Origin of the sequence: Nostoc punctiforme PCC 73102, assembly GCF_000020025.1 — a bacterium.
Taxonomy (GTDB): domain Bacteria; phylum Cyanobacteriota; class Cyanobacteriia; order Cyanobacteriales; family Nostocaceae; genus Nostoc; species Nostoc punctiforme.
Genome location: NC_010628.1, coordinates 7,313,409 through 7,338,209 on the forward strand (window position 1 = coordinate 7,313,409; position 24,801 = coordinate 7,338,209).

At 42.1% G+C, this 24,801-nt stretch carries 26 protein-coding genes and 1 other RNA gene; 15 read left to right on the plus strand and 12 right to left on the minus strand.

Going from position 1 to position 24,801, the window contains the following annotated elements:
* Positions 1 to 410 precede the first annotated feature (410 nt).
* Positions 411 to 1,274, minus strand: a complete 864-nt coding sequence (locus tag NPUN_RS39565; RefSeq protein ID WP_012412152.1) for a TauD/TfdA dioxygenase family protein — start codon at positions 1,272 to 1,274, stop codon at positions 411 to 413.
* 728 nt (positions 1,275 to 2,002) lie between these two features.
* Between NPUN_RS39565 and NPUN_RS29950 the strand changes: the two genes are divergently transcribed.
* The 4 genes from NPUN_RS29950 (at position 2,003) to NPUN_RS43725 (ending at position 5,107) form a co-directional block, all read left to right on the plus strand.
* Complete coding sequence (locus tag NPUN_RS29950; RefSeq protein ID WP_012412153.1) at positions 2,003 to 2,986, plus strand: aldo/keto reductase family protein; 984 nt, start codon at positions 2,003 to 2,005, stop codon at positions 2,984 to 2,986.
* Between the two features lie 402 nt (positions 2,987 to 3,388).
* Positions 3,389 to 3,538 (plus strand): hypothetical protein, encoded by a 150-nt coding sequence (locus NPUN_RS39570; RefSeq protein ID WP_202947522.1) that lies wholly within the window; start codon positions 3,389 to 3,391, stop codon positions 3,536 to 3,538.
* Between the two features lie 355 nt (positions 3,539 to 3,893).
* On the plus strand, positions 3,894 to 4,682 hold the full coding sequence (gene crtW / locus NPUN_RS29955; RefSeq protein ID WP_012412154.1) for a beta-carotene ketolase CrtW: 789 nt from the start codon (positions 3,894 to 3,896) through the stop codon (positions 4,680 to 4,682).
* Positions 4,683 to 4,927: 245 nt separating this feature from the next.
* Positions 4,928 to 5,107 carry a hypothetical protein gene (locus NPUN_RS43725; RefSeq protein ID WP_234711004.1) on the plus strand — a complete coding sequence of 60 codons (180 nt, stop codon included), beginning with the start codon at positions 4,928 to 4,930 and terminating at the stop codon, positions 5,105 to 5,107.
* A gap of 45 nt (positions 5,108 to 5,152) precedes the next feature.
* Here NPUN_RS43725 and NPUN_RS29965 read toward each other — a convergent pair whose 3' ends face one another.
* Complete coding sequence (locus NPUN_RS29965; protein WP_012412156.1) at positions 5,153 to 5,341, minus strand: hypothetical protein; 189 nt, start codon at positions 5,339 to 5,341, stop codon at positions 5,153 to 5,155.
* Between the two features lie 328 nt (positions 5,342 to 5,669).
* Here NPUN_RS29965 and infC point away from each other — a divergent pair, with 328 nt between their 5' ends.
* Positions 5,670 to 6,104, plus strand: a complete 435-nt coding sequence (gene infC, locus NPUN_RS29970; protein WP_012412157.1) for a translation initiation factor IF-3 — start codon at positions 5,670 to 5,672, stop codon at positions 6,102 to 6,104.
* Between the two features lie 223 nt (positions 6,105 to 6,327).
* Positions 6,328 to 7,560, plus strand: a complete 1,233-nt coding sequence (locus NPUN_RS29975; RefSeq protein ID WP_012412158.1) for a damage-control phosphatase ARMT1 family protein — start codon at positions 6,328 to 6,330, stop codon at positions 7,558 to 7,560.
* 115 nt (positions 7,561 to 7,675) lie between these two features.
* On the opposite strand, the gene NPUN_RS29980 is transcribed toward NPUN_RS29975, so the two are convergent.
* Positions 7,676 to 8,875: an acyl-CoA dehydrogenase family protein gene (locus NPUN_RS29980; protein WP_012412159.1), complete on the minus strand. Its 1,200-nt coding sequence runs from the start codon at positions 8,873 to 8,875 to the stop codon at positions 7,676 to 7,678.
* Between the two features lie 150 nt (positions 8,876 to 9,025).
* Between NPUN_RS29980 and NPUN_RS42585 the strand changes: the two genes are divergently transcribed.
* Positions 9,026 to 9,208, plus strand: coding sequence for a helix-turn-helix domain-containing protein (locus NPUN_RS42585; RefSeq protein ID WP_041565714.1), 183 nt, complete (start codon positions 9,026 to 9,028; stop codon positions 9,206 to 9,208).
* A gap of 248 nt (positions 9,209 to 9,456) precedes the next feature.
* On the opposite strand, the gene queF is transcribed toward NPUN_RS42585, so the two are convergent.
* The 5 genes from queF to NPUN_RS30005 all read right to left on the minus strand — a co-directional run bounded on the left by queF (position 9,457) and on the right by NPUN_RS30005 (position 11,423).
* Positions 9,457 to 9,879 carry a preQ(1) synthase gene (queF, locus tag NPUN_RS29990; RefSeq protein ID WP_012412160.1) on the minus strand — a complete coding sequence of 141 codons (423 nt, stop codon included), beginning with the start codon at positions 9,877 to 9,879 and terminating at the stop codon, positions 9,457 to 9,459.
* A 174-nt stretch (positions 9,880 to 10,053) separates the two neighbouring features.
* Positions 10,054 to 10,452, minus strand: coding sequence for a hypothetical protein (locus tag NPUN_RS29995; protein ID WP_012412161.1), 399 nt, complete (start codon positions 10,450 to 10,452; stop codon positions 10,054 to 10,056).
* 158 nt (positions 10,453 to 10,610) lie between these two features.
* Positions 10,611 to 10,997: a phasin family protein gene (locus tag NPUN_RS30000; protein WP_012412162.1), complete on the minus strand. Its 387-nt coding sequence runs from the start codon at positions 10,995 to 10,997 to the stop codon at positions 10,611 to 10,613.
* A gap of 25 nt (positions 10,998 to 11,022) precedes the next feature.
* Positions 11,023 to 11,119: signal recognition particle sRNA small type (ffs, locus tag NPUN_RS38400), an RNA gene on the minus strand.
* A gap of 37 nt (positions 11,120 to 11,156) precedes the next feature.
* A complete protein-coding gene (locus NPUN_RS30005; RefSeq protein WP_012412163.1) occupies positions 11,157 to 11,423 on the minus strand; it encodes a YciI family protein in 267 nt (88 codons plus the stop codon).
* 237 nt (positions 11,424 to 11,660) lie between these two features.
* Between NPUN_RS30005 and pip the strand changes: the two genes are divergently transcribed.
* The 3 genes from pip to NPUN_RS30020 all read left to right on the plus strand — a co-directional run bounded on the left by pip (position 11,661) and on the right by NPUN_RS30020 (position 14,271).
* Entirely contained in the window at positions 11,661 to 12,599 is a 939-nt protein-coding gene (gene pip / locus NPUN_RS30010; RefSeq protein ID WP_012412164.1) for a prolyl aminopeptidase, read from the plus strand.
* 150 nt (positions 12,600 to 12,749) lie between these two features.
* The gene (locus tag NPUN_RS37955; RefSeq protein WP_012412165.1) at positions 12,750 to 13,382 is read left to right on the plus strand and encodes a DUF4232 domain-containing protein; all 633 of its coding nucleotides are present in this window, start codon (positions 12,750 to 12,752) and stop codon (positions 13,380 to 13,382) included.
* A 97-nt stretch (positions 13,383 to 13,479) separates the two neighbouring features.
* Positions 13,480 to 14,271 carry a GH25 family lysozyme gene (locus NPUN_RS30020; RefSeq protein ID WP_012412166.1) on the plus strand — a complete coding sequence of 264 codons (792 nt, stop codon included), beginning with the start codon at positions 13,480 to 13,482 and terminating at the stop codon, positions 14,269 to 14,271.
* Between the two features lie 461 nt (positions 14,272 to 14,732).
* On the opposite strand, the gene NPUN_RS30025 is transcribed toward NPUN_RS30020, so the two are convergent.
* Positions 14,733 to 15,182 carry an NUDIX hydrolase gene (locus NPUN_RS30025; protein WP_012412167.1) on the minus strand — a complete coding sequence of 150 codons (450 nt, stop codon included), beginning with the start codon at positions 15,180 to 15,182 and terminating at the stop codon, positions 14,733 to 14,735.
* Positions 15,183 to 15,750: 568 nt separating this feature from the next.
* The gene (locus NPUN_RS30030; RefSeq protein WP_012412168.1) at positions 15,751 to 16,722 is read right to left on the minus strand and encodes an RsmB/NOP family class I SAM-dependent RNA methyltransferase; all 972 of its coding nucleotides are present in this window, start codon (positions 16,720 to 16,722) and stop codon (positions 15,751 to 15,753) included.
* Positions 16,723 to 16,950: 228 nt separating this feature from the next.
* Here NPUN_RS30030 and NPUN_RS30035 point away from each other — a divergent pair, with 228 nt between their 5' ends.
* Both NPUN_RS30035 and NPUN_RS30040 read left to right on the plus strand, forming a co-directional pair.
* A complete protein-coding gene (locus NPUN_RS30035) occupies positions 16,951 to 18,369 on the plus strand; it encodes a DUF2157 domain-containing protein (RefSeq protein ID WP_012412169.1) in 1,419 nt (472 codons plus the stop codon).
* Positions 18,370 to 18,527: 158 nt separating this feature from the next.
* Positions 18,528 to 19,238, plus strand: coding sequence for a GDYXXLXY domain-containing protein (locus NPUN_RS30040; protein ID WP_012412170.1), 711 nt, complete (start codon positions 18,528 to 18,530; stop codon positions 19,236 to 19,238).
* Positions 19,239 to 19,424: 186 nt separating this feature from the next.
* Here the strand turns inward: NPUN_RS30040 and NPUN_RS30045 are convergent, their stop codons facing one another.
* Positions 19,425 to 19,841, minus strand: a complete 417-nt coding sequence (locus NPUN_RS30045) for a universal stress protein (RefSeq protein ID WP_041566493.1) — start codon at positions 19,839 to 19,841, stop codon at positions 19,425 to 19,427.
* A gap of 89 nt (positions 19,842 to 19,930) precedes the next feature.
* On the opposite strand from NPUN_RS30045, the gene NPUN_RS30050 reads away from it, so the two are divergent.
* Both NPUN_RS30050 and NPUN_RS30055 read left to right on the plus strand, forming a co-directional pair.
* Complete coding sequence (locus NPUN_RS30050) at positions 19,931 to 21,133, plus strand: phosphoglycerate kinase (RefSeq protein WP_012412172.1); 1,203 nt, start codon at positions 19,931 to 19,933, stop codon at positions 21,131 to 21,133.
* Between the two features lie 118 nt (positions 21,134 to 21,251).
* Positions 21,252 to 21,869 (plus strand): NUDIX hydrolase, encoded by a 618-nt coding sequence (locus NPUN_RS30055; RefSeq protein WP_041566494.1) that lies wholly within the window; start codon positions 21,252 to 21,254, stop codon positions 21,867 to 21,869.
* Between the two features lie 19 nt (positions 21,870 to 21,888).
* Here NPUN_RS30055 and NPUN_RS30060 read toward each other — a convergent pair whose 3' ends face one another.
* Entirely contained in the window at positions 21,889 to 23,247 is a 1,359-nt protein-coding gene (locus NPUN_RS30060) for an ABC transporter ATP-binding protein (RefSeq protein ID WP_012412174.1), read from the minus strand.
* Between the two features lie 230 nt (positions 23,248 to 23,477).
* Here NPUN_RS30060 and NPUN_RS30065 point away from each other — a divergent pair, with 230 nt between their 5' ends.
* Positions 23,478 to 24,734, plus strand: coding sequence for an FAD-dependent oxidoreductase (locus NPUN_RS30065; protein ID WP_012412175.1), 1,257 nt, complete (start codon positions 23,478 to 23,480; stop codon positions 24,732 to 24,734).
* Positions 24,735 to 24,801: the final 67 nt, after the last annotated feature.

Consider the following 24,801-nt stretch of genomic DNA (forward strand, 5'->3'; position numbering starts at 1 on the left):
ATACCAATTTAAAAGCTGCTTCCGTGACTAGTTATGATTTCACAAATAATTGGCTTTTTTATCAAAACAGAATTCAGGAGTCAGGAGTCAGAATACAGGAAAGGTATTCTGTACGAAAAAGCGGATAGCGCCAGCGGCAAGCGAGTCTGCGATAGCGTCGCGTTCGCGTACTCCTACGGTGAAGCGAGCTACGCGCAGCGTCTCGTAGAGAGGAACGAGCGTCGCGTCAAGATTGCTGAATTCTGAATTCTGTATTCTTCTTCAAGTCTAAATATTCAACCTGGCAATTATGCTTAACCTTTTTTTATATCAAGGAAAAGAACAATATAATTTCTGACAACAATACCGGAACTAATTCACGGCTAGCATTCTTTTGTTGACCCCGCCAAACCTCGCAATTGTCTTCAACTTCAGCTATTCGCCATAACACCAACACGGAGAGCAATCCGCTTATATTTGTTTGCATTGTAGGGCATACCTGTATGCATAACTTGGGAGTTATCCCAAAATACAATATCTCCAGGTTGCCAAATATGGGCATAAACTGGCGTACAGTCCAGAATATCCTCAAACAATTCTTGCCAATACTGTTTGGCAACTTCTGGTTGGTTTTCTAACCCCTTGAGAATCGAAGTGTCTGAACCCAGATATAAACAATAGCGCCCAGTTACTTTGTGAGTTGAGACAATTGGATGTAATTTCCGAGGAATCTCTACCCCTGGCTGTGGGGAGATAGGTGACAGGTGATACATCGACAGTAGCTCTAATTGCTGCCGATGTTGGGGATCGAGATTATGGTAGGCTTCCACCATATCGAGAAATTCAGTGGTGTGGGGTTGTCCATCCGTTCCTTCCTCCGGGATGGACACACCATAAAGCATCACGACATAGAGGGCATTCATATCCAGTCCCTCTGTTTTAGGGAGATGGTCTTTATCATGATGCCATTGCCAAGCAATTTTGCCGGCCACCTCACCAGAAAGCCCCTTGGGATTACCTAAAATGGAGACTCCAGGACTTTGTAAGTCTGGAGCGATTTCGGGATCTAGAGGCTTGGGGCGACGACCTATGGTTGAGTCACCAAATGTCTTGATGGCAAAGTCTTTCAACTGGGATGCCGTCAGTTTTTGCTTTCTGACAACAATAACCCCGTGTTCCCAAAGAGATTGCTTCAATTCCTCAACTTGTTGGTCTGTTATAGATGCAAGATTACAATCTCGTAGAACTTCTTTGCCTAGTCTTGAATGCTGCTGTACGGTCAACAATTTATTCATCCTAGAATAATTCTTTACTACTATTTTCCCAGTATAAGATTAAGTTGTGTTTAAGGTGCTAACCCAAATTAAATTAACTTATTACCTTTTCTTGATTTAAACACCTATATTTTAGTATTAAGTATTCAGATAGATTTCATATTTATTCGCGGATTTCCCACCTAAAATAGACAAAATCAATCTTTTTTAAAATTCAGCTATTAACCAAATACCTCTGACGATTAACTATTGAGTGCAGTTGTGAATCTGGCTTCTATCGTAAGATAGAAAACTGTTCTAACTTTGGCCTATAGCAGTTTTTGATATAAATAAATCATATAATAGGAGACTTTTATTGTTGTCCCCAGTTTATGTATAGTAAATACCGTTACATAATACTATTCACCTTAAGTTTCGTGCTTTACGCAAAAAACGAATAATTTTAAAGTTGGCATTACAAAATTTAGACGATGTTTTTCTACCAAGTGAGGCTGGGAAATAACTCGTGCCCTATGCAATCGAGCGATCGCCAAGTTTGGCTACAAGAGTTTTTATTACAAGTACACCTATTGATGGCTAGATTCTCTTCCTGATGAAAGAGAATCTAGCCATCAACGTTTTCTAAAGTGGGTTTAAAGAATTAATCAGGGTGCGATCGCTCGATTGCATCCTGTTTGAAGTGCGAATTTTAGCATTGGTTTTGACAGCAGAAGGGAGTCAATGAAGGTTTCGCAAAAAGGAGATGACTAATGGAATATCGGCAGTTAGGTAAACACGGCATTCGTGTCTCAGAAATTTGTTTAGGATCATGGCTTACCTATGGTGGCGCAACGTCAGAAGACATCGCCCGCCAATGTATTGAGCAAGCATATAATTTGGGAATCAATTTTTTTGACACGGCAAATGTCTATGCTGGGGGAGAAGCTGAAAAAATTGTGGGTAAGGTGCTGCGGCAGTACCCGCGTGAATCATATATTCTGGCAACTAAAGTTTATTTCCCAATGGGCAATGGTCCTAACGATCGCGGACTATCACGCAAACATATTTTGGAGCAATGTGATGCCAGTCTGAAGCGATTGGGGCTGGACTACATCGACCTCTACCAGGCACATCGTTATGACCAGACCGTACCCCTGGCTGAAACTTTGATGGCATTTGATCAGCTGGTGAAACAGGGGAAAATTCTTTATTACGGGGTTTCTGAATGGAGTGCCGGACAACTCGCCCATGCAACCGACCTGACCCGGTTAGCAAATCTTGCGCCGATCGCATCCGATCAACCTCGCTACAACATGCTCGATCGCACGATCGAAAAAGAAGTGTTACCCCTGTGCCGTCGAGAAGGGATTGGCATAATCAATTACTCGCCCTTAGCGCAAGGGCTGCTGACTGGTAAATACAAACCCGGTCAATCCTTACCCCAAGGTTCACGCGCAAGTGACCCGAAACAAAATATATTTTTAAACAATGGGAAACTGGATCAGCAGGAGTTGCTCAAGGTGCAGCGACTGTTGCCCATCGCCGAGGAAGAAGGTTTGAGCCTGAGCCAATTGGCGCTTACCTGGTGCTTACGCAATCCCGAAATTAGTAGCGTCATCATCGGTGCAAGCAAACCAGCACAGGTACAAGAAAACGTTAGTGCATCGGGTAAGCAACTGTCTTGGGCAACAATTCAACGCATTGAAGAAGTTCTGAAAATGGAAATCAGCGATCGCGTCACTGTTGGTGTTTGAGTTTAAGCCTAGACAATTTCGAAGATTTCCAGCAAATTCAACAGATATTATGCCGGAACTGATTCTTCAGAATGCTCTATTTTATCTGGGTTTGGCAGGCGTTAAGCTAACTATCGCTCAATTGCCGATGATGTCTGAGTATCAGGATAAATAATATTTTTCTCTCGCCAAGGTGACAAAGGAGGGATTAAAGCCATAACAAACCTCAAATACTAGCTAGTAGTTCGCCAAGTGAACTTGGCGGGGTAAGGGGGAAGGGGGAAAGGGTTTAAATTCCTTACCCTTTACCCAGCCCTCGCCCAGCATTTTTGGGTTGGCAGACTACTAGTTGCTGCACGATCGTCCGTATGGCCTCGGCGGGTTCCAAAAAGAACCCGCCCCCTGCCCTGAAGGAACAGGGCAATGGAGGCTAGGACGTGCTACGCGAACGTTGTTTTGATCGCAGAGGCAAGTCGCGGCATTGGTGCAGCAACCGCCAAACTGCTAGGACAACATGGTGCGGTTGGCGTAAATACTAATACTATGGCAGTGAAACTGCGACTCAGGAAGTAGTTGAATTGATTACATCCGATGTTAGTCGGGCAATGGCATCAGAGACGGCATGATTAAGTTGGATTTGTCAATATTTTGTAGTCTACATTACCTATTTATAAATTTTTTACACATAATTTAGGTTTGTCAAATATAAATTGTTAGCTGATTTACCTTACTTTATTACTGTATTTATCTTAAGGTTAGAAAGAGTGTATCTTGCTTTTGCACCTAAAGATAGAAACCAGACAAAATAGACATAGATAAAATAATAACATAAAAATAGATATTAATTAAAGTAGCTTTGCTGCCACGAGAATGATAGCTAATATCTAATTGATTTTCTAATCCTAGATTAAAAAAAAGAGGTATCGTTTTGAATTTTTGTGATAAACCAGTTAGCTATTATGTTGCAATAGAGCAATTAAGTGCTAAAGAAGATACTGTTTGGGGGCTGGTGATTGTCATAGTAATTATTAGTCTTTGGGTAGCTAGTTTGGCTTTTTTACTAGCTATTAATTATGCCAAAGTCCCAATTTGGTTGATACCTATTGCAATAGTTTGGCAAATGTTCCTTTATACAGGGCTATTTATTACTGCACATGATGCTATGCATGGGTCAGTTTATCGTAAAAATCCCAAAATTAATAATTTTATCGGTTCACTAGCTGTAGCGCTTTACGCTGTGTTTCCATATCAACAGATGTTAAAGAATCATTGCTTACATCATCGTCATCCTGCTAGCGAAGTTGACCCAGATTTTCATGATGGTAAGAGAACAAACGCTATTTTCTGGTATCTCCATTTCATGATAGAATACTCCAGTTGGCAACAGTTAATAGTACTAACTATCCTATTTAATTTAGCTAAATACGTTTTGCACATCCATCAAATAAATCTCATCTTATTTTGGAGTATTCCTCCAATTTTAAGTTCCATTCAACTGTTTTATTTCGGAACATTTTTGCCTCATCGAGAACCCAAGAAAGGATATGTTTATCCCCATTGCAGCCAAACAATAAAATTGCCAACTTTTTTGTCATTTATCGCTTGCTACCACTTTGGTTATCATGAAGAACATCATGAGTATCCCCATGTACCTTGGTGGCAACTTCCATCTGTATATAAGCAGAGAGTATTCAACAATTCAGTAACCAATTCGTAATTCGCAATACTCACCAAGGCACAAGAAGCAAGTACGTAATTATGAAAGTCTTACAGAATGTAGGTTATGGAGTTTGAATTGGTTGCCGAATTTTAGAAATTGGTATTAGTCCGCTTAATTTCGAGTTAGGGAAAATCGAAATTCTCAAATGCAATGACTCACTTTGGCATTATTTGCCCACCATATCCCGGACACATAAATCCCCAAGCAGCTTTGGAGCGGAATTGCAATCGCGCGATCCTCGGGTGACTTTTCTGCAAATTCCCGATTTGGAATTAAAGGTGCAATCGGAAGAAGTGAACCTCTATCCGATTGGCAAAGCCATCTATAAACCTGGCTCAATGGCTAAAATCTTTGCTCAACAGGGAAAATTAAGTGTCGTGGAGGCGCTGCGTTACTCCTCAACTTTTGCCAGCAAATGGTAGAAATCATCTGTCAAGATGCACCAAAAGCGATCGCAGCGACGACTATTAGCCAGTCAACTTAATCACACCTTGGCTGACTAAATGTTCAAGCTGAGAATGATGCTGTGTTTGCTCTCGTAGCAACTTGAGTTGCTCGTAAGTGAGAATGTGTAATCCGGGGCGGACAATATAACCTTGAATGGTAATGCTTTGTGGCTGTTGGCTATTGGTGCGGTTGTAGGAAATTGAAGGCATATTTACAATTATGTAAGTTAGAACTGATTAAGTAGAAGAAAGTTTAATTCCTCATTCTCTTACAGCTTCACACAAGTTCCTCTTAAAAGGTGACTATATAATCAGCCAATGCCAAAGCATATAGGAGATGTCTAATAGAAGCGCTCCATGCTGTGTAGGTTCTGTAAATAAAAAGGAGCAAAGGATTGCGTTACGATAGATTTATATAATAAAGCTGTCAACAGTCGGCATGACTGACACTCTATAGATTTGGAATACATGGGAGGCAAAGGTTATCGCAATTCAAAAACAGCTAATTAACTCGCAAATCAAGTCACCCCAAGTTTTCTTGATTGACCATGAGAATAACAATCGTGGTTTGACCAATACCAATGAAGCGTTAGAGCTAGCCGAAAGCCTAGAGTTAGACCTAGTTTTAGTGTCTGAAGGAAAAGACGTTCCAGTTGCAAAGATTCTGAATTATGGCAAGCTTCAGTATCAAAAGAAAAAGCGTCAGGCACAGAGTGCTAGGCCAGTAGTGAAGGAAGTTCGGTTCGGTTTAAATATAGGTGTAGCTGATTACAAGTTACGCATTGATCAAGCAATTAGCTGGTTGGGTAAAGGTGATTCAGTAAAGTTTGCTGTTCGTTTACGAGGTCGAGAACATCAATATCGTGAGCAAGCTGGAGAACTATTAGACCGGGTTGTAACCGATCTGAAGTCTGTAGGTAAAGTTCAATCACTTGATAAGCGTTCACTAATTGCTTTAATTATTCCTGCGTAGTTTAGTTTTTAAATATACCTTTGAAACCTAAACTTAATAATGCCCGAACTCTGAGCTAGCAATGACACATTGCTGTGTGTTGTAGGCAATGGCAAAAAGTTTTAGTTGCAATTGTTAAGATAAGTCAACGGCGGGTTTTTGGGAAAAACAATATCACCAAACCTGAAAAGTAAAAAGTGATGAATTATGATTTATCCATAAATTACGAGGACAAGAAAAATTTATGGTCAATTCATATAAAGTTCCGAAATTACCACTGCCAGCATCACTTTTAGGTTCAGAAGTCGGTTCTTTTGCTGAGTTCACAGTCACTCAAAGAATGCCTGCAATTGCCCGTCGAGTTATCGTTGAAAATAATTTTTCACCAGAAATTAATACAAGATTAGAAAGGCTTGCTACAGAACTGCCGACAGGATATTTACAACCTCTGTTGAATGATACTGTTGCAGATTTTCCCGCTTGGAATAAATATCTAGAAGCTTACAAGGATCAGCGTTGGATAGACGTTCCCTGGTTTTTTGCAGAAACTTATTTTTATCGGTTAATTCTAGAAATTACTGATTACTTCCGCTCTAGTATATGGCAACCTATCGATCCATTTCAATTGCAAAAATCTCAGGGTTTAGAAGCGTCTCTTGACTCGACTATTCTTCTATGTACTCAGCTGAATAAATGGTTGGAAGATTCTGAAGTTGATGTTCCATCAAACTATAGAGCTTTAATTGCACTCTTATATTTTGCTTTGTGGGGAAATCGAGTTGACTTGAGTTTATGGTCAGCATTTGAGGACGACCGGAGCCGTTTTGATATTCAAAATCAACTAGCTCATATCTTAGTAAATGATGCCTTCCAAATTAATGAATTATTAACTCTTTCTCAAGGAGATCGCATTGATTTTGTTTTAGACAATGCTGGTTTTGAACTTGTCTGTGACTTATGCTTAGTAGATTTATTATTAAGTAGCAACTTAGTTAATCAAGTTTACCTGCACCTGAAACCCCATCCTACTTTCGTTTCTGATGCCATGATTAAGGATGTACATGAGACAACAAGTTTTTTAGCCGCTACTAGTCATGAACAAGTAACATCTTTTGCTCAAAGGTTGGAGGAGCATATTGCATCAAGGCATTTAGTGTTGTCTGAAGATTACTTTTGGACATCACCTTTAGCATTTTGGGAAATACCCAACTCCCTCAATAATGAGTTAACTAATGCCAGTTTAATTATAGTCAAAGGAGATGCAAATTATCGTCGGTTATTAGGCGATCGCCATTGGGATATTACTACTAGCTTTGCAGATATAGTCTGCTATTTTCCTGCACCAATAGTAGCATTACGCACCCTGAAGTCGGAAGTAGCAGTAGGTTTAAAATCTGAGGTTGTTGAGAAAGTAGCAAAATCTGACCATTCTTGGTTGACCAATGGACAATGGGGTGTCATTCAGTTCGTGCCTTAGTAATACAACATATAAAAAAAGCCCTGGCTTTTGAGTAACTGTTAAAGGAAGAGGGGCGAGACAAAGGAGAGACTTGTTGAATAATCCCCTCCTTGACCCCTTCTCCACTTCACCATTACTTGACTTTCAGTGCCGACTTACCTAATGACTGACAAATAACGTCATTTTGTGGTGTATGGATACGGCTGCACAGAACGTCACGGTAGTGTCGCTCTAAAGGATTCCTTTTTAACATACCAGGATTACCAGTTAGTTCTAAGGCAATCTCCACAGCACGAATCGAGTTAGTTGTAGTAAGGTATTTAACAGCTTGTGCCTGTAATCCTACGTTAGGATCGTACTCGCCCCGATCGATATCTTCAGCCAAACTATAAATTAATCTATTGTTAGCAAATAGCAGTACTTCTATTTCACCCACGGCAGTTTGGAAGCGTGGCAGAGTTGCCAGTGGTTCTTTGAGATTAGAAGGCGATCGCTCCCAAAGATATTTAACCAGCCAGTCTCGCGCACTGGTAGCCACACCGAGATATAAAGCACTCACTGTCAAACTGCCCCAAGTGGAAATCAGTGGATCAAGTGATGGTGCAGCAGATATGGGACTGAGATTCAGGGCGTACTCTAAGGGAATTAATACATTCTCCAAAATCAAATCGTGGCTACCTGTAGCTCTCATCCCCAAGTGATCCCAGGTTTCGACAATTTGCAAACCGGGCAAATCGCGCGGAACCAAAAAATTGCCAACTTGCGGTTCATCTTCAGTTGTCCGTGCCCAAACAACAAAGTAACTGAGGATGGGACTACCCGTAGTGTATTGCTTGTGGCCTGTTAAACGCCAACCCTCTGTTGTATGTTCGGCAATTGTGGCAGGTAATCCGCCTCTAGCTGGCGTTCCTAACTCTGGTTCAACACGGGCCGCATTGATCAGGGCAATACCTTCAATGGATTCACGACACAACCGTTTATATACTTCTGGATGCCAGCGACGGCTACGGGCCGCATTGGCATGTTGAAGATAGTGCATCGTCAGTACTAGCGCGGTTGAAGCATCGCCACGCGCTATCCCTTCAATGACTCGGCAGATAGTTGATAGCCCTAAACCCTCACCACCTAATTCACGGGGAATGGTGAGGCTGAGTAATTTTGCCTCATGCAAAGCTGTAAAATTCTCGAAGGGAAAGGAACCCTCTTTATCGTGTGCGCCTGCACGGGTGGCAAAGTCTTTAGCTAGAGCCTCAACCTGGTCGAAAATATTGGGAGGAGTTTCTAAGCTTTTGGTTACAAAGGTGTCTGGCAGTGCTTGCTCTAACTGTGACATAAATACTCCTTTAAAGCTCACTTTACTCTCATCCCACGAAAAATTGATGTTCCTGCAAACTTAATATAGGACTTATTTTAACCCTCTCTCTAGTTACCAAGAATTGGAAGCGGTCGCATCTGTGGTAGAAGTAGATACAGGCTAGCTCAAATGCTTCCACTTGCTGGGATGGGAATGCAGTATGAACCCATTCGGTTATGTGGAGCTTGTTATGGCGAAAATCCCTGCGATCACAAAACTTATGGACAAAAGTTGCAAGAAGCAGCAGAGAAACTAGGTGTATCGTTGCAAACGGTACAAAGGTTAGTAAAAACTGGGAACAAGATTATTTAGTCGGACTCACTCAAACAGGCAGGACTGATAAAGGACAATATGCACGCCACACAAGCGTTTGAATTCTTCCGGTTTGGGGTTCTTTACCTTTTCGTAGGCCAATAAAGCTCTTACCTACTTGTCCCACGCTCATGAGACTTTTGCAAGAGACTCCATGAGTTGCGTAATCTCAAATTCCTTGTAGAGACGTTGCATTTCAACGTCTCTACATCCAGATTCATTATTCTATTCCGCAACACCCAAAGTTTTTATGATGGGTACTTGTGATGACGCACTTCAACCACAGTATGTACATTGCCACGAGGCGTAAAATCTGCTTTCACAGTGGCTTCTAACGGGTCACAAGCAGCCACAAAGTCATCCAAAATTTGGTTGGCAGATTCTTCGTGGGAAATATAGCGATCGCGGTAACTGTTAATGTAAAGTTTAAGCGCCTTCAATTCTACTACCCGTTCATCAGGTATATATGTAACGTAAATTGTCGCAAAGTCAGGATAGCCGGAAAACGGACATTTACAAGTAAATTCCGGCAAAGTAATATTAATGTCATATCGTCTCCCCACACGCGGATTTGGAAAGGTAATTAATTTACCTTCCGCAATATCGCGTTCACCATACTTCATTTCTTGGGTTGTCTGAGACACACTTTCAGGTAATTTGTCAGTTGTCATTTGTTATTTGTCATTGATTATTTTACTTATTTTTACGTCCTTTTATTAATTTTGTAGCTTTTTAACTCCTAACTCTGCCAATTTTGGATTTTTGATTTTAGATGTCTCCTCCAATCCAAAATCCAATCCAAAATTCAATATTCCAAATCTAAAATTGAATGACTCCCACTCCCCTTAATACTCTTCCTTCTCCCAGTCTGGACAATTCTCATCTTCACAACCGTGGGGATGCATGGCACAAACTAACAAATTACCACTATAAACTTGACCGTGGTAATGAGTACAACCAATGCAGGCAGGATTTTTTTCAGCCGTAGGTTCAACTGAATAAGGAAAACCCGAATCTACATCTGCTACCATGTCTTCCAGTTCCCAGTAAGCCTCCAACATTGGTTCAGCTAAATCCTGTAAATACTGGTCGACTTCAGTAACAATATTAGGGACTTGCTCAGTAATTTCTTCCGTTAGCTCAAAAAAAGCGTCAACCATTTCACTCATTCCCAGGAAGAAACGCTCTACTTCATCAGCCACTGTTTCAACGATTTCTGCTAAATCCTTTTGCCACTGTTCCATAAACTTGACACCTTTGCAGGCTATAAACAGGACGCTTTATGTTATCTGGATGGGAGCACTAGAATACACACTAGGCAATGTATCTTATCAAGTTTCTATATGAAGTGCCATGTCAAAGTGCCACTTAATTACTACTTATATCGAGTAAAAAATACTTTTTATTGATCTCTTTGCAATCGTTTTAACTCGTTTTGCAGGTTTAGCACTTCTTGACGCAATTTATCCACATTCTCATCACTTACTCCCTCTTTCACCGTTGGTTCTTCATCTTCCTCTAAAATTTCAATGCGGCGAGGTTCCGAAGGAGGTGTTTTTTCGGAGGTTTCAGCAGACGGTTGGGCTTGTTGGGCTTGCTTCATCATTTCCTCAACGAAGCGGCGGGCTTCTTCTGTGTTCATTTCGCCCTTTGCCACCATTTCATCTGCCAGTTTTTGGACTTGCGATCGCACTTGGGCTAATTTCCCCCCTGCTTTCTCACCTGCGTAAGAAGCTAATCCAACACCGAGGTAAAAAGCTTTTTGAACAATATCTCCAAAACCAGCCATTGTTGCTGACCGCTCCTAAAAATAGGGCGACCCGGAGACTACGCCTATTACAAGCCTCCCGTGTTGCTGCTACCTTCCGGTTCTGACAAGATTTGGGTGTTGCAATCGCATAGATCCAGGTCTTCTAAAAGCATAACATGAAAAACCAGTAAGTGTGTGTTATTCCATAACAATTCGCCATTCGTAAAGTTGATAGTTGACGCAGCCGTGTTTTACCAACGGGTCATCAGCGACAATTGCCTCTGCTTCCTCCTTAGAGGCTGCTTCAAACAGCAACATTCCGCCTCTTTGTTCTGCCCAATAGCCTGTTCGTGCTTTGTGTCCTTTAGCAATCAAATCCTGGATGTAGGCTTTGTGGGCAGGCACATATTGGTCAAAGGTAGGTTTATCTACTTTCCCTTCTTCAATTTTGACAAACCACGGCATTTACTTGCGACCTCTCATAATAAATTTGGATTTTGGATTGAGAATAATCAAAGCTCCTGAGCGAATCAAGATATTTTTAGGAGTAGCCCTTTCAAGGTGACTCGTAAAATATCTTAATTTTTCTCAGCGCTGCGCCAGTTGCTTTCCCGTAGGGGTACAAGTCGGGGAACCGCAAGAGCGCACTGGCTTCTCTGTGACTCTGCGGTTTATGACAACATTACTGATAAAATTTCTAAAATGCGAGAACTTTACCCAGCGATCGAGCCTTACCGAGAAGGTAGTTTACAGGTTTCCGACCTACATACCATTCATTTTGAAGAGTCAGGAAATCCCCAAGGTCAACCCATGATTTTGCTGCATGGTGGGCCTGGTGGTGGGTGTCCACCTTTTTATCGGCAATATTTCCACCCAGAAAAATGGCGGATAGTGATGTTTGACCAGCGTGGTTGTGGTCAAAGTAAGCCCCATGCTGAATTACGAGAAAACACCACTTGGGATTTAGTCAGTGATATCGAAAAACTGCGCCAACATTTAGAGATAGAAAAGTGGGCGGTTTTCGGTGGTAGCTGGGGTAGCACTTTATCATTGGCCTATAGCCAAACCCATCCTTCTTGCTGCACGGCATTAATTCTCCGTGGTATTTTTATGCTGAGGCAAAAAGAGTTGCGATGGTTTTACCAAGAGGGTGCTAGCTATATTTTTCCTGATGCTTGGGAAGCTTATGTCGAACCAATTGCGATCGCAGAACGTGATGATATGATCGCAGCATATTACAAACGCTTGACCAGTCCCGATTTAGAAATTCAATTAGCAGCGGCGCGTGCTTGGTCAATTTGGGAAGCTAGTACAAGTAGACTTTTTTTAGACCCAGAACTCATGCAAAAGTTTGGCGAGAGCGAATTTGCTTCAGCTTTCGCACGTATTGAATGCCATTACTTTATGAATAAGGGCTTTCTTGAAACAGAAGATCAATTACTCTTAAATGTAGACCGTATCCGCCATATTCCGGCTGTAATTGTTCAGGGGCGCTATGATGTAGTCTGCCCAATGATATCAGCTTGGGAATTACATCGAGCTTGGCCAGAAGCAGAATTTATAGTGGTTTCTGATGCTGGGCATTCGATGAGTGAACCAGGAATTCGTAGTGCTTTGATTGAAGCAACAGATAATATTTAATTAGGTTAAATACTTAGCTTGTAGAACGGAGAAGTTCGCCAAGAAAGGGGATGTTAAGACCAAACCTCCAACAAAGCAATCCCTTGTGAAATGGGAAACTTACACTATATGTAAAGCATCAGTGTAAGTAGTTCACTACAAAAAAGAGATATGCGAATTCTAATTATGGAAAGCAGTATGTTGTTGCTTCTGACTGCGGTGACAACAGGCTGTGTCAGTTCTCCCTCTGTTACAAAACAGCCACAAGCCTTACCAGCAATCACTGAACAGCCGACGAAAGCAACTGTGTTGACCTCGACACCTACACCGACTGCAAAAACTACAGAAAATTCTACCCCTCAACCCACTATTGCTACGAATCTGACGCGCTGTGAAACTAGCCAATTATCGGTGCGCCGAGTCTCCGAAGATGCTGGCGTTGGGAATGTTGCCGTCACCTATGCCTTCACCAATAACGCCTCATCCCCTTGCACCCTCTACGGTTATCCGGGATTGGCACTACTGGATGCAAAAGATCGACCTTTGCAGGGGATTAAAGTTATTCGCTCCAAAGACACTTACTTTTCGAGTCAGCAACCTCGACAACAAGTAACTCTAGCTCCTGGAAAACAAGCCTCATTTCAAATAGCATACAATCACATTAGTTCGCCCCAAGAAAACTGCCCAATTTCTAATAAGATTGAAATCACGCCTCCGAACGCTTACCAACACCTTACCGTCACAGAAGAAATCAAGCCTTGTACAGGCAAAGTCAGAGTGACACCAGTACGAGCAGTCTTGTAAATTTATGTAATTTACTAAAAAATATAAAAATAGCATAAATTTGATTAGAGCCTCTGATAAGTCCAGTATTGTACTGTTCAAAAAGGTTAAGGATTTTATGCTAGGAATTGATGTTGCCGATCAAGACGGCAGAGTAGATTGGACGGCTGTAAAAAACTCTGGTAAAACCTTCGCGTTTGTCAAAGCCACAGAAGGAGTTAGCATTAAAGACTCTGCTTTTGTTCATCATTGGCAGACTATGAAAACGGTTGGTATTATTCGGGGTGCTTATCATTTCTTTCATCCCCATACATCTGACCCAGTTCAGCAAGCGCAGGAATTCTTAAAAACGTTGGGGAAATTAGAACCAGGAGACTTACCACCAGTTCTGGATGTAGAGGTAACTGACAAAGTAAATAGTCAAGCTGTAATTAGTGCAGCTAAACTGTGGTTAGCAGAGGTGGAAAAAGCCTTTTTCCAACAAACAAAAAAAGCAATTAAACCAATTATTTATACCTTCCCCAGTTTCTGGACAGAACTTGGCAATCCATCTGATTTTGCGAGTTATCCCTTATGGATTGCCCACTACGGAACCCAGAACCCAAGTATTCCTGGCGCTTGGCAGGGACAATACCTAATCCATCAATATGAAGGTGATATCTCTGGTGTCGCTGGTGTTAGTGGTCGAGCCGATTTGAATAGATTTAATGGTTTACAGCTAGGAGATTCTGGGCTAAGGGTCAAACAATTACAACAGCAATTAAAAGATATTGGATTATATACTGATGCCATTGATGGGAAGTTTTCTGAGTCAGTTAAGAATGCAATTGTTAGTTTCCAAACATCTAAGAAATTGCAAGCTGATGGAATTGTCGGTATAAAAACTTGGGTAGCTTTGCTGTGGATTTAGAATGGATCAGCTTACTCAATAAATAGACCCATACTCACCATAGAATTGATGTAAAGATAGGTGATGCCTTACATCTAATATTTAATTATTTTGATTAGCAATTCTAGTTGTTTTAAATATTTAGCTACTGATTGAAAGTCCCTCACTTTGCTTCGAGGGCTTTTCAATAAGTAGTTAGGCGTAAATAAATTAAAGTTTGTAGTGAGTTAGCGCGGTCTTCTTCCAAAGGGAGAGGCTAGCGCCTTTCCTTTGGGAGAAGACCGCGAACGCAAAGCAAAGCGTTTCGTAGAGAAGGGGGTTTCCCCATGAGCGACTAACGTTAGCGCAGCGTTAGCGAGTCTTCGAGCGTCACCCAGAGGGTAAGGAATTTTTTTCTAGTAAAACTTGCTATGAACGATGAATTGCTCACCATGAACTAGTCCAATTAAATGTTTTTAATTATACTTTTATTCTAGCTATTTCTATATATGACTAGTATCTTGAAATGCACAAAAGTGAGATTTAACCTGGAAAAAACCTTTAAGAATTCGTTTGAGTGAACTAAACTTAACCCACCTGATAGCCGTAGTCACTTCTACCCACTGCCGTTTTCTTTTACTTGCTTCTGGATAATCTTCACTTAGCATCTCAACTGGTAACAAATACATCTTGACACGATAACTTTTGCCTCCTTTGCGGTACTTGTAAGTGCCCAGTTCATTGGTGTCTACCTGCCCAATTACCCCTGCTTCTTCCCAAGCTTCTTTGGCTGCTGAAGCGGGTGGACTCATGCCATCAGGAATATCTCCTTTTGGAATCACCCAGTGTTGAAAGTTACGGGTTGTGATTAGCAAGATTTCAACTTTGCCATTGTTCACTCTATAAGGAATCACCCCAGACTGTTTAAACACTTTGCTAACTTTTCTACTCATATAATTTGCATCCTGTACGGTTTAGCTTTTTTGTATAATGGTTATTTCAAAAAGTCTAACGCTGATACCGGATAAGTTTTGGTTAAATTTAGGTTAGGATGAGGTTAAAAAAAATTATTATTCATAAGAGTTAATTATTGAAAGTTTTTTATTAATCTCGTCATCTTGTTTGTGGGCAAGAATACATCAAACTATGTTAAGGAATATAAAATCAAGTAAATTGGCTCTTAGTAAGCGGCTTTAGCCCTGATTACAAACCTTCAATATTCATGCACACTTAATTTAACTCTGCCGCTTAGACCAGAGGCGGAGCCTTCTAGTTGCATTTGCAGTTAGAGCTGAGAAGGAGATTATGAAGTTTTTAAAGGGTTGGGTTGAAGTTGAGCTAGATGAAAAATGTTTTGTATACACCACGTTTTACATCTATATAAGAATTGCAATATCTATGGTTTTAATATAAAGTCAACTCACTTAAAAAGTGTACTCCCGATGGCTGATTGACAAATGTAGCCCTCTTACAAACATGACATTTTCTGGTTTAATGCCAGAAGATATACCACCAATGTAATTAACTTGACTTTTTCGGATTCTGGTAGATATACAGCGAAGATATTGCATTTAAATCTACTTCTTTCTGGTCATCTTCATTTTCATTAGTATTTTTAAATAGAACTGTAAACGCACCAGCACCTAACCTATCTTGAGGAAACATCCGATAACAAGGTATTGTAGTTAAATGGGACTGATATTTAGTTAAATTACTAATTTCCATCGCCTGAAACTGGGGAAAGCGTTCCAAAAACCATTCGCAAACTTGCTCATTTTCTTCGGGCGAATATGTGCAAGTCATATAAGCTAAATAACCTTGTGATGAAACAAGTTTAGCAGAGTTAGCTATAATCCGCTTTTGGCGATTTGCACTTTTGTTAATAGCAGTTGGGTGAAAACATCCGGGTGCTTTTTCACCTTTAGCCAGTAAAGATTGCCCAGTGCAAGGAGCATCTACTATTACTAAATTGCTAAAATAGGGAAACATTTCGGCAAATATACTCGAATCTCTATTAACTACTGCACTAGGGCTAATCTGGCAACGCTTCAAATTAGAAATTAGCATTCCTAGACGTTTGCCAATTACTTCATTACTGATGAGTAATTCAGGTTGCAAAGCTTTCCAAGCAAAGATACTTTTACCTCCTGGCGCGGCACACATATCAAAAACTAAACGCACTGACTGAGGAATTGCTAACAAAGTAGTAGCTGCAAATATCGAAGAGAAATCTAAACAATAGAAATATCCTTGTTGATGCAAGGGATGCTGACCGGGCTTTTCTCCCAAGGATAAACGGTCAGTAAATTGTGGTTGCCAATAGATTGGTGTTTCCACTGGTAAAGGTGAAATATTTAGTTTTTCTTTACACCAAAGAATACTAGGTAAGAAAGGCTGAGGATTCATTAAAGCCTCAATAAATTTTTCTTGTTCATCTAGATTAGCGAACAAACGCCGTGAGACTTTAAGTAATAAATTAGAAGGTTTTTCCATCTGGATATATAAATAATAAAATTTTTCACAAATCAGAGTAGAGATGCAATTGTGTGGAAATTAATATGAAAGATGACGCTTCTTAATTACGAATTAGGTTGTATCAAAATCCAAATCAAACTGTTACACAAGAACAATGTAATGAAGCCTTTTGGCTTCATACTCAAAATATAATGACCGCCATTCAGAACGCAATGGCCAAGCTACCCCACTGCACCGGAGAAGGTCATGTTCTTAGATAGTTTTCCGCAAAAGTTACGCAAAGAAGCACAACTATGGAGGGATGAAGGATTAATTAGTTCTTCGCTGTATGAGCAAATAGCAGAACGTTATCAATTTAAAAACCTGGAAGCTGCTGTACGCGATCGCAATAAAGCAATAGCAATCGCTGTAGGCAGCATCCTTCTGTGCTTAGGCATAATTACCTTTGTATCAGGAAACTGGCAAGGAGGTTCGCGGGAAGTCAAATTTATTCTCATGATGAGTTTGTTTTTTGCGATCGCGATTACCGGTTTTTACAATTGGATAACACCTGAAGGGAAGAAGCCGCAAAAAAGTAAACGCTTACTGGGAGAAGGATTGCTCATTTTAAGCGCCTTCATTTTCGGCGCAAACATACTGCTGATGGCCCAGATGTTCAATATCGCCGGTTCAACTTCCCAACTTTTTCTCGCCTGGGGATTGGGTGTTGTGGTGATGGCCTTCAGTTTGTGCATAAATTCTTTAGGAATTCTGTCAATTATCCTCGTGGAAATCGGGTATTGGACGGGATTAGAAGACTTATGGTACGCAACAGGAGAGTTAACTTGGTCGCGGCTAGTGGTGCAGCATTTGCCTTTGTTAGCATGGCTGGTGTTTGTCCCCTTAGCCTACTTCTGCCGATCGCGTTGGATTTTTGGTCTAGCAGCCTTTGTTTTCGCTAGTTCCTTACAAGCTAACCTTAATCCTCTGCCACTGCTGAATTATGCCGATATAGCGCCTTGGGTGGCATCTTTTGCTTTTGCACTCCCACCTGCATTATTCTGGAGTTATGATGATCTGCTGTTTCCAACCATAAATTACAGATTGTTTCAATCTCTGGCACGTAATTTGGCGTTGGTTAGCTTTGGTGGAGTGTTTTATGTTTTGTCTTTTCGTTGGGTTTGGGAATCTGCAAATTATGGTTATAATCAGCCAACGAACTTGACAAACTTGTTCCAGTCTCTGCCGATCATCGATTTGGGGATTCTCAGTGGCTTGGCGGTATTGCAATGGTTATTTCTACTGCGTCAAAGAAATAATCCTCCGCGCCGCGAAGTGATTTTCACAACTGCTGTTATTGGTACTTTTCTTGCCTTTATTGCTATAGTACCTTTTTGGCATCAAACTATCAGTCGGATTGATGAACTTGGTGTTTTTATTTTCAATGTACTTCTAGCAACATTAGCCTGGGGACTAATTCAAGAAGGATTGAAATTAAGCAATAGAAGTTCCTTTTGGGGCGGTATGTTGTTAGTAACACTGCAAATTATCAGTCGCGTGCAAGAGTACGACACCGACTTACTTTTCAAGTCTCTAGTCTTTATCTTGTGCGGTTCTGCTTTAATTAGCGCTGGACTCTGGTTTGAACGCCGTTTACCTGGTGGTAGCTCTGCAAGTAAAAAGTAGTACAAATTCAGAATGGGCTAAACGCCCCGCTAACAGAATTCAAAAATCTCCCCATCATCAACATCTCTGTGCGTCAAAAATTTTAAAGTTTCTCTGCGTTAGTCCTAATCTCGTTACTTTTGACCTCCTCAATTCCTCTGCTTTTTAGGACTACGCTCATGACTAATAGTTCTTCTGAATCTAAAAATAAAACCTTGTCTCCCGAAGCCGAGTTCTCCAGTAAGGTGACTTTTCGGGATTACTTGATTGCTACTGAACAAAAATCGAATAAGCCCTTACCTTTTTGGCGGTTACTAGCTCCCCTGGCGCTGCAAACAGGGTTAATTATGGCAGTACCAGCCCAAGCCGTTTATACAGATGTGACAGGTAAAACGGTGATTTTGCAAACCGTACCTGTAGACCCAAACAATGTACTAGACGGTAATACCTTAGCGCTAGATTACAACATATCCCGTCCCGCAAATTTGAGGAGATTACCTGGTTGGCAAACATTAGTCAGTAAAGGTCGTGGAAGCGGCAGAAGATTGCCTGAAGGAACCAATATCTACGTGACTTTGCAAGAGCAAATATCCTATGGTAGCGGTGTTCCTAAAGCTTGGAGACCGTTACGAGTCAGTAGCGATCGCCCAACATCTCTAAGAGCCAATCAGGTGGCCTTAAAAGGCGTTTATCAAGATGGTTCAGTTAACTACGGTTTGGAAACCTATTACATCCCAGAAAACCAACGGCGACAGATTACCAACGATTTGCGAACCCAACGCGCCCGTAGAGGACAAGTACCCCCCATTGTGGTGAAGGCGAAAGTAGATCCACAGGGTAAGGCGGTTCCAGTTAGTATGTGGGTGCGCGATCGCAACTATCGCTTTTAAGCTGTTAGGTAAAGTATGTAAACATGGAAGGTTTATTTCCAAAGTTCTGAGCGTCACCAGCCGGCGCTCAGAATTTTCTGTTTGTCATTAGACTTTTCCGAAAACCCTTGTACAGATGTAGCATTGCTACGCCTCTACAAGGGTTTTAGATACGACATAATTAATTGCTGGAGACACTGACTACTACTAAGGCACAATCAGCACTGGGCAAGGAGAAAGGTTAATCACGCGAGTTGTCACACTATCATCCGCTCCCTCTTCAGTCAAGCCTAGCCCTCGGCAGCCCATAATAATTAAATCAGCCCCAATTTCATCCGCGACATCGCAGATAGTAAAAGCTGGTTTACCTTGCCTTTCTAGAATTTCGGATTGAATTCCTTGCCCAGAAAATAAAGATTGGGCATTTTCTAGCAGTTTTGCAACTACTTCTGGTGAAACCATCGGATCTGCACTAGGCGCATCTGGAGCATCTGGAGGCGGTTCTTCTACCACAGACAGCAGCACCAAGCGACTGCTGTACTTTTTGACTACGTTGGTAACAACATCAGCAGCTTCCCGCGTTTCCCGGCTTTGATCGATAGGAAATAGTACTGTCTTAAATATCTCTGTCACTTGGGTACCCCTGACTCCGGTAAAATCTTGATGGTTCTACTTTCAAAACAATAACAAAAAGGCAATCAGGAGAGTTTGGTGTGTCCAAAAAAAGTTTAGCAAGTTTATCTTCAGCTGATATATCTGGGAAACGTGCCTTAGTGCGGGTTGACTTTAATGTGCCTGTGGACGATCAAGGCAAGATTACCGACGATACTCGCATTCGCGCCGCTCTACCAACCATCCAAGATTTAACGCAGAAGGGTGCTAAAGTCATTCTCGCAAGTCATTTTGGCCGTCCCAAAGGTGTGGATGACAAATTACGCCTAACTCCCGTTGCCAAGCGTCTCTCTGAGTTACTGGGGCAAGAAGTCATTAAAACTGATGACTCCATCGGCGATGAAGTTGCAGCGAAAGTTGCCGCTTTGCAAAATGGCCAAGTGCTATTACTAGAAAATGTCCGTTTTTATCCAGAAGAAGAGAAAAACGATGCAGAATTTGCCAAAAAATTGGCAGCCAATGCTGATTTTTATGTAAATGATGCTTTTGGTACTGCACACCGCGCCCATGCTTCTACTGAAGGCGTGACTAAATTCCTTAGCCCTTCTGTGGCTGGATATTTAGTTGAGAAGGAATTGCAATATCTGCAAAACGCTATTGAAAATCCCCAACGTCCTTTGGCGGCAATTATTGGCGGTTCCAAAGTTTCCAGCAAAATTGGTGTAATTGAAACCCTGCTGGAGAAGTGCGACAAGCTGATTATTGGCGGTGGGATGATTTTCACCTTCTACAAAGCCCGTGGTTTGAGTGTTGGTAAGTCGTTGGTAGAAGAAGACAAGCTAGAACTAGCGAAGTCTTTAGAAGCTAAGGCTAAAGAACGGGGTGTTGCTTTATTGCTGCCTACAGATGTGGTATTGGCAGATAACTTTGCCCCTGATGCCAATTCTCAAACCGTTAGCATTGAGAATATCCCCGATGGTTGGATGGGTTTGGATATTGGGCCAGACTCGGTGAAATTTTTCCAAGAAGCCCTTGCAGATACCAAAACGGTTATTTGGAACGGGCCAATGGGTGTATTTGAGTTTGATAAGTTTGCGGCAGGTACGGAAGCGATCGCTCATACTCTCGCTGAAATCGGTAAAACTGGTACAACCACCATCATCGGTGGTGGTGACTCAGTAGCGGCTGTGGAAAAGGTTGGTTTAGCAGACCAAATGAGCCACATTTCGACCGGCGGCGGCGCTAGCTTGGAGTTACTTGAAGGCAAAGTATTGCCTGGAATTGCAGCTTTAGATGATGCGTAAGTAAAGAAGGGGGAATGGGGAATAGGGAATGGGAAATAAGATTAAAAATACTATTTTCCAATCCCAATGCCCAATCCCCAATGCCCAACTCCCAGTACCCGATCCCCAATCCCTAAATATGGAAACTAAATGGCTGGAATGGGCGCAAAAGTTACAAGCGATCGCTCAAAATGGTCTAACCTATTCTGAAGGGCCTTTTGATATTGAACGCTATAAACAATTACGAGCGATCGCCACAGAAATCATGGCGACTTACTCGAACGTAGAACACAGCTATGTCCTCGATTTATTTAGCCGTGAAGTCGGATATGCAACTCCCAAAGTTGACGTGCGGGCGGCGATTTTTTACGAAAATACTATATTGTTAGTCAAAGAAAAAGCTGACGGTTGCTGGAGTTTACCTGGTGGATGGGCTGATGTTGGCGAGTCGCCCAGTGAAGTAGTTGTGAAAGAAGTATATGAAGAATCTGGATATCAAGCACGCGCTATTAAATTACTAGCAGTTTATGACAGAAACAAACAGGGACATCCACCATTGCCTTTTTATGTCTATAAGCTGTTTTTTAAATGTGAACTTATCGGTGGTTCTCCATCATCAAGTATTGAAACTGAAGATGTAGGTTTTTTCTCTGAAGATGCGTTACCAGAACTTTCTTTGGGACGGGTGACACCAGCGCAAATTACGCGACTTTTTCAACATTATCGCCAACCAGACTTACCGACAGATTTTGATTAACAATTAGACACGGTTACTTTTAAGGAAATATTGCTAACTGGGTTTCTGGGTCAAAAAAGTGAATTTTCTCTGGAGTTAGAGATAACCATAGTTGCTCACCAGGTTGTACCAGACGGTCTGGTGGGATTCGTACTTGTAGGGAATTTGCTGTAGTAGCAGGCTGAGAACCAGGTTCGGCAATCTTAACAGCGAGAAAGGAATCGTTGCCGAGATTCTCTACTAAATCTACTTGCACTGGTAAATTTTTGGTGGCAGGCATACTCAAGTTCAAGTGTTCTGGGCGAATGCCTAAAATTAGAGTTTTCCCATCATATTTTTGTAGGGCTTTTCCCCAAACTTCTGGCAGGGTGAAACGCAACTGAGAATGAGTAATTAACTGCGGGGCATGAAATTCCACAGGAATAAAATTCATCGGTGGTGAGCCAATGAACTCTGCGACAAAAAGATTGGCAGGACGGTTGTAAAGTTCTAGGGGAGAAGCAACTTGCTGAATTTTACCCTCAGACATAATCGCAATGCGATCGCCCATTGTCATCGCTTCTGTTTGATCGTGGGTAACGTAAATTGTCGTTGTCCCCAGTTGGCGCTGCAATTTGACAATTTGGGCGCGGGTTTCTGCCCGCAATTTGGCATCTAAGTTAGAAAGCGGCTCATCCATTAAGAATACTTGGGGGTCACGTGCGATCGCTCTTCCCAATGCAACCCGTTGTCTTTGTCCCCCAGAGAGCTGTTTGGGTAAGCGATTCAGCAATGTTTCAATTTGCAACAATTGGGCAACACTGCGCACCTGCCGATCCACCGCTCGTTCTTTCTCAGAAGTGTAGCGCAATCCTTTAGGTAACTTTCTTGTCGCCCCCACGAAGAGATTTTCTGCCCACGTCCGAAGATAGGGAGTATTTTCTCCTTTGCTCCCCCGGTTACTGAGCGCAGTCGTTGGCGCAGCCTCTCGTGGAGAAGTATGCTCCTCGGCTCCCCTGCTTCCCCTACGGCGCAGTCCAAAAGCGATGTTGTCATACACCGTCATGTGGGGATAGAGGGCGTAATTTTGAAACACCATTGCGATATCGCGTTCTTTTGGTGGTAGATCATTGATTAAGCGATCGCCTACCCAGATATTACCGCCAGTCATTACTTCTAACCCAGCGATTAACCGTAGCAAGGTACTTTTCCCACAACCAGAAGGGCCTACCAGCACCATAAACTCGCCATCTGCGATCGTTAGGTTAATCCGCCGCAAGACGTTAACACTTCCCGCACGTTCTTGCGCTGCATCAGTTTTCTCCCCAGTCGTGGGGGAAGATTGGTTTTGTGAGGTAACACCTTCACCTTTACGTGAGGAAAAACTTTTATAAACGTTTTCTAAAATAACTTGGGACACAACTAATTATTGTCATTGGGGATTGGGCACTTGTACTGAGCGACTTGCCTTGAGCGAAGTCGAAAGGAGCCGAAGTATGGGGCATTGGGCATTGGATTTGGACTAATGACCAATGACAGTTTAGCGCCCATCATAATACACCTTCTATGTAAATACGAAAAGTTAAAAAAACAGCTTGCACTATCAAAAGCAAACTACCCTAAATTTTAGGGCTGTCAGGAGGTGTTGTGATGACTACCGATGTACCTAAAAATCTTTCCCAAGACCCAAGTATTAATCCTGTCCATGACATTGTAGACGTACAAACCACAGATTGTTGCATTGTGGGTGGGGGGCCGGCAGGAGCAGTATTGGCGCTGTTGTTAGCGCGTCAAGGCATTTCGGTGATGCTGCTGGAAGCACATAAAGACTTCGATCGCGATTTTCGCGGTGATACGATTCATCCGTCGGTGATGGAAATTATGGAAGAATTGGGACTTAGCGATCGCTTGCTAGAACTCCCCCATGCCAAAATGCGCCAAATTAGGTTTAAAACTCCTGAAGATACTGTCACTTTGGCAGATTTTAGTCACCTAAAAACCCGCTACCCCTACATTACAATGCTTCCCCAGGTAAAATTCCTGGAGTTCATCACCCAAGAAGCACAAAAATATCCAAGTTTCCATCTGGTAATGGGTGCAAATGTGCAAGAATTAATTGCCGAAAATGGCGAAATTCAAGGTGTCCGCTATCGGGGAGGCGGTGGTTGGCATGAAATCCGGGCAATACTTACAGTTGGTGCAGACGGCCGCCACTCACGTTTGCGACACCTGGGTGAGTTTGAGTCAATCGAAACCTCGCCACCAATGGATGTCCTCTGGTTTCGCCTACCGCGCCAGCCAGAAGACCCAGAGGGAGGAATGGGGCGCTTTGGTCAAGGTAAAATCATCGCCATGCTTGACCGTGGTGATGAGTGGCAAGTTGCCTATGTCATTCCTAAAGGAGGCTATCAACAACTACGCGCTGCGGGTTTGGAGGAATTAAAAAAATCTGTTGTCGAAGTAGTGCCAGAATTCCAGCAACGCATCCAAAATTTACATGACTGGTCACAAATAGCTTTTCTCTCAGTCGAGTCCAGCCGCGTCAAACGCTGGTATCGTCCAGGACTGCTACTTATCGGTGATGCAGCTCATATAATGTCCCCCGTCGGTGGAGTTGGTATTAATTACGCGATTCAAGATGCTGTCGTCGCCGCGAATGTACTTAGTAAACCGCTCAAAAACCGACAAGTACAACTTAGTGACCTAGCAAAAGTACAACGTCAACGCGAGTTGCCCACACGTATCATTCAGGCGTTTCAAACTTTTATCCAGAAACGGGTATTTGCCCCGGTTTTGATCTCAAATCGCACCTTTGTAGCACCTGGGTTTTTGCGCTTACCCATCTTGCGCGACCTTCCAGGCAGATTGATTGCCTTGGGTGTTTTTCCAGTTCATGTCAAGACTTAATTTTTGCCAAGAATTTTTTCTATTTAACGAATGAATGGTACAATTATACTACTCAATGCAGAATTGA

Coding starts and splice junctions, on each gene's coding strand:
- NPUN_RS39565 (WP_012412152.1), bottom strand. CDS start 1,274: ATGAATAAATTGTTGACCGTACAGCAGCATTCAAGACTAGGCAAAGAA.
- NPUN_RS29950 (WP_012412153.1), top strand. CDS start 2,003: ATGGAATATCGGCAGTTAGGTAAACACGGCATTCGTGTCTCAGAAATT.
- NPUN_RS39570 (WP_202947522.1), top strand. CDS start 3,389: ATGGAGGCTAGGACGTGCTACGCGAACGTTGTTTTGATCGCAGAGGCA.
- NPUN_RS29965 (WP_012412156.1), bottom strand. CDS start 5,341: ATGCCTTCAATTTCCTACAACCGCACCAATAGCCAACAGCCACAAAGC.
- NPUN_RS29975 (WP_012412158.1), top strand. CDS start 6,328: ATGGTCAATTCATATAAAGTTCCGAAATTACCACTGCCAGCATCACTT.
- NPUN_RS29980 (WP_012412159.1), bottom strand. CDS start 8,875: ATGTCACAGTTAGAGCAAGCACTGCCAGACACCTTTGTAACCAAAAGC.
- NPUN_RS42585 (WP_041565714.1), top strand. CDS start 9,026: ATGCTTCCACTTGCTGGGATGGGAATGCAGTATGAACCCATTCGGTTA.
- queF (WP_012412160.1), bottom strand. CDS start 9,879: ATGACAACTGACAAATTACCTGAAAGTGTGTCTCAGACAACCCAAGAA.
- NPUN_RS29995 (WP_012412161.1), bottom strand. CDS start 10,452: ATGGAACAGTGGCAAAAGGATTTAGCAGAAATCGTTGAAACAGTGGCT.
- NPUN_RS30000 (WP_012412162.1), bottom strand. CDS start 10,997: ATGGCTGGTTTTGGAGATATTGTTCAAAAAGCTTTTTACCTCGGTGTT.
- NPUN_RS30005 (WP_012412163.1), bottom strand. CDS start 11,423: ATGCCGTGGTTTGTCAAAATTGAAGAAGGGAAAGTAGATAAACCTACC.
- pip (WP_012412164.1), top strand. CDS start 11,661: ATGCGAGAACTTTACCCAGCGATCGAGCCTTACCGAGAAGGTAGTTTA.
- NPUN_RS37955 (WP_012412165.1), top strand. CDS start 12,750: ATGCGAATTCTAATTATGGAAAGCAGTATGTTGTTGCTTCTGACTGCG.
- NPUN_RS30020 (WP_012412166.1), top strand. CDS start 13,480: ATGCTAGGAATTGATGTTGCCGATCAAGACGGCAGAGTAGATTGGACG.
- NPUN_RS30025 (WP_012412167.1), bottom strand. CDS start 15,182: ATGAGTAGAAAAGTTAGCAAAGTGTTTAAACAGTCTGGGGTGATTCCT.
- NPUN_RS30030 (WP_012412168.1), bottom strand. CDS start 16,722: ATGGAAAAACCTTCTAATTTATTACTTAAAGTCTCACGGCGTTTGTTC.
- NPUN_RS30035 (WP_012412169.1), top strand. CDS start 16,951: ATGTTCTTAGATAGTTTTCCGCAAAAGTTACGCAAAGAAGCACAACTA.
- NPUN_RS30040 (WP_012412170.1), top strand. CDS start 18,528: ATGACTAATAGTTCTTCTGAATCTAAAAATAAAACCTTGTCTCCCGAA.
- NPUN_RS30055 (WP_041566494.1), top strand. CDS start 21,252: ATGGAAACTAAATGGCTGGAATGGGCGCAAAAGTTACAAGCGATCGCT.
- NPUN_RS30065 (WP_012412175.1), top strand. CDS start 23,478: ATGACTACCGATGTACCTAAAAATCTTTCCCAAGACCCAAGTATTAAT.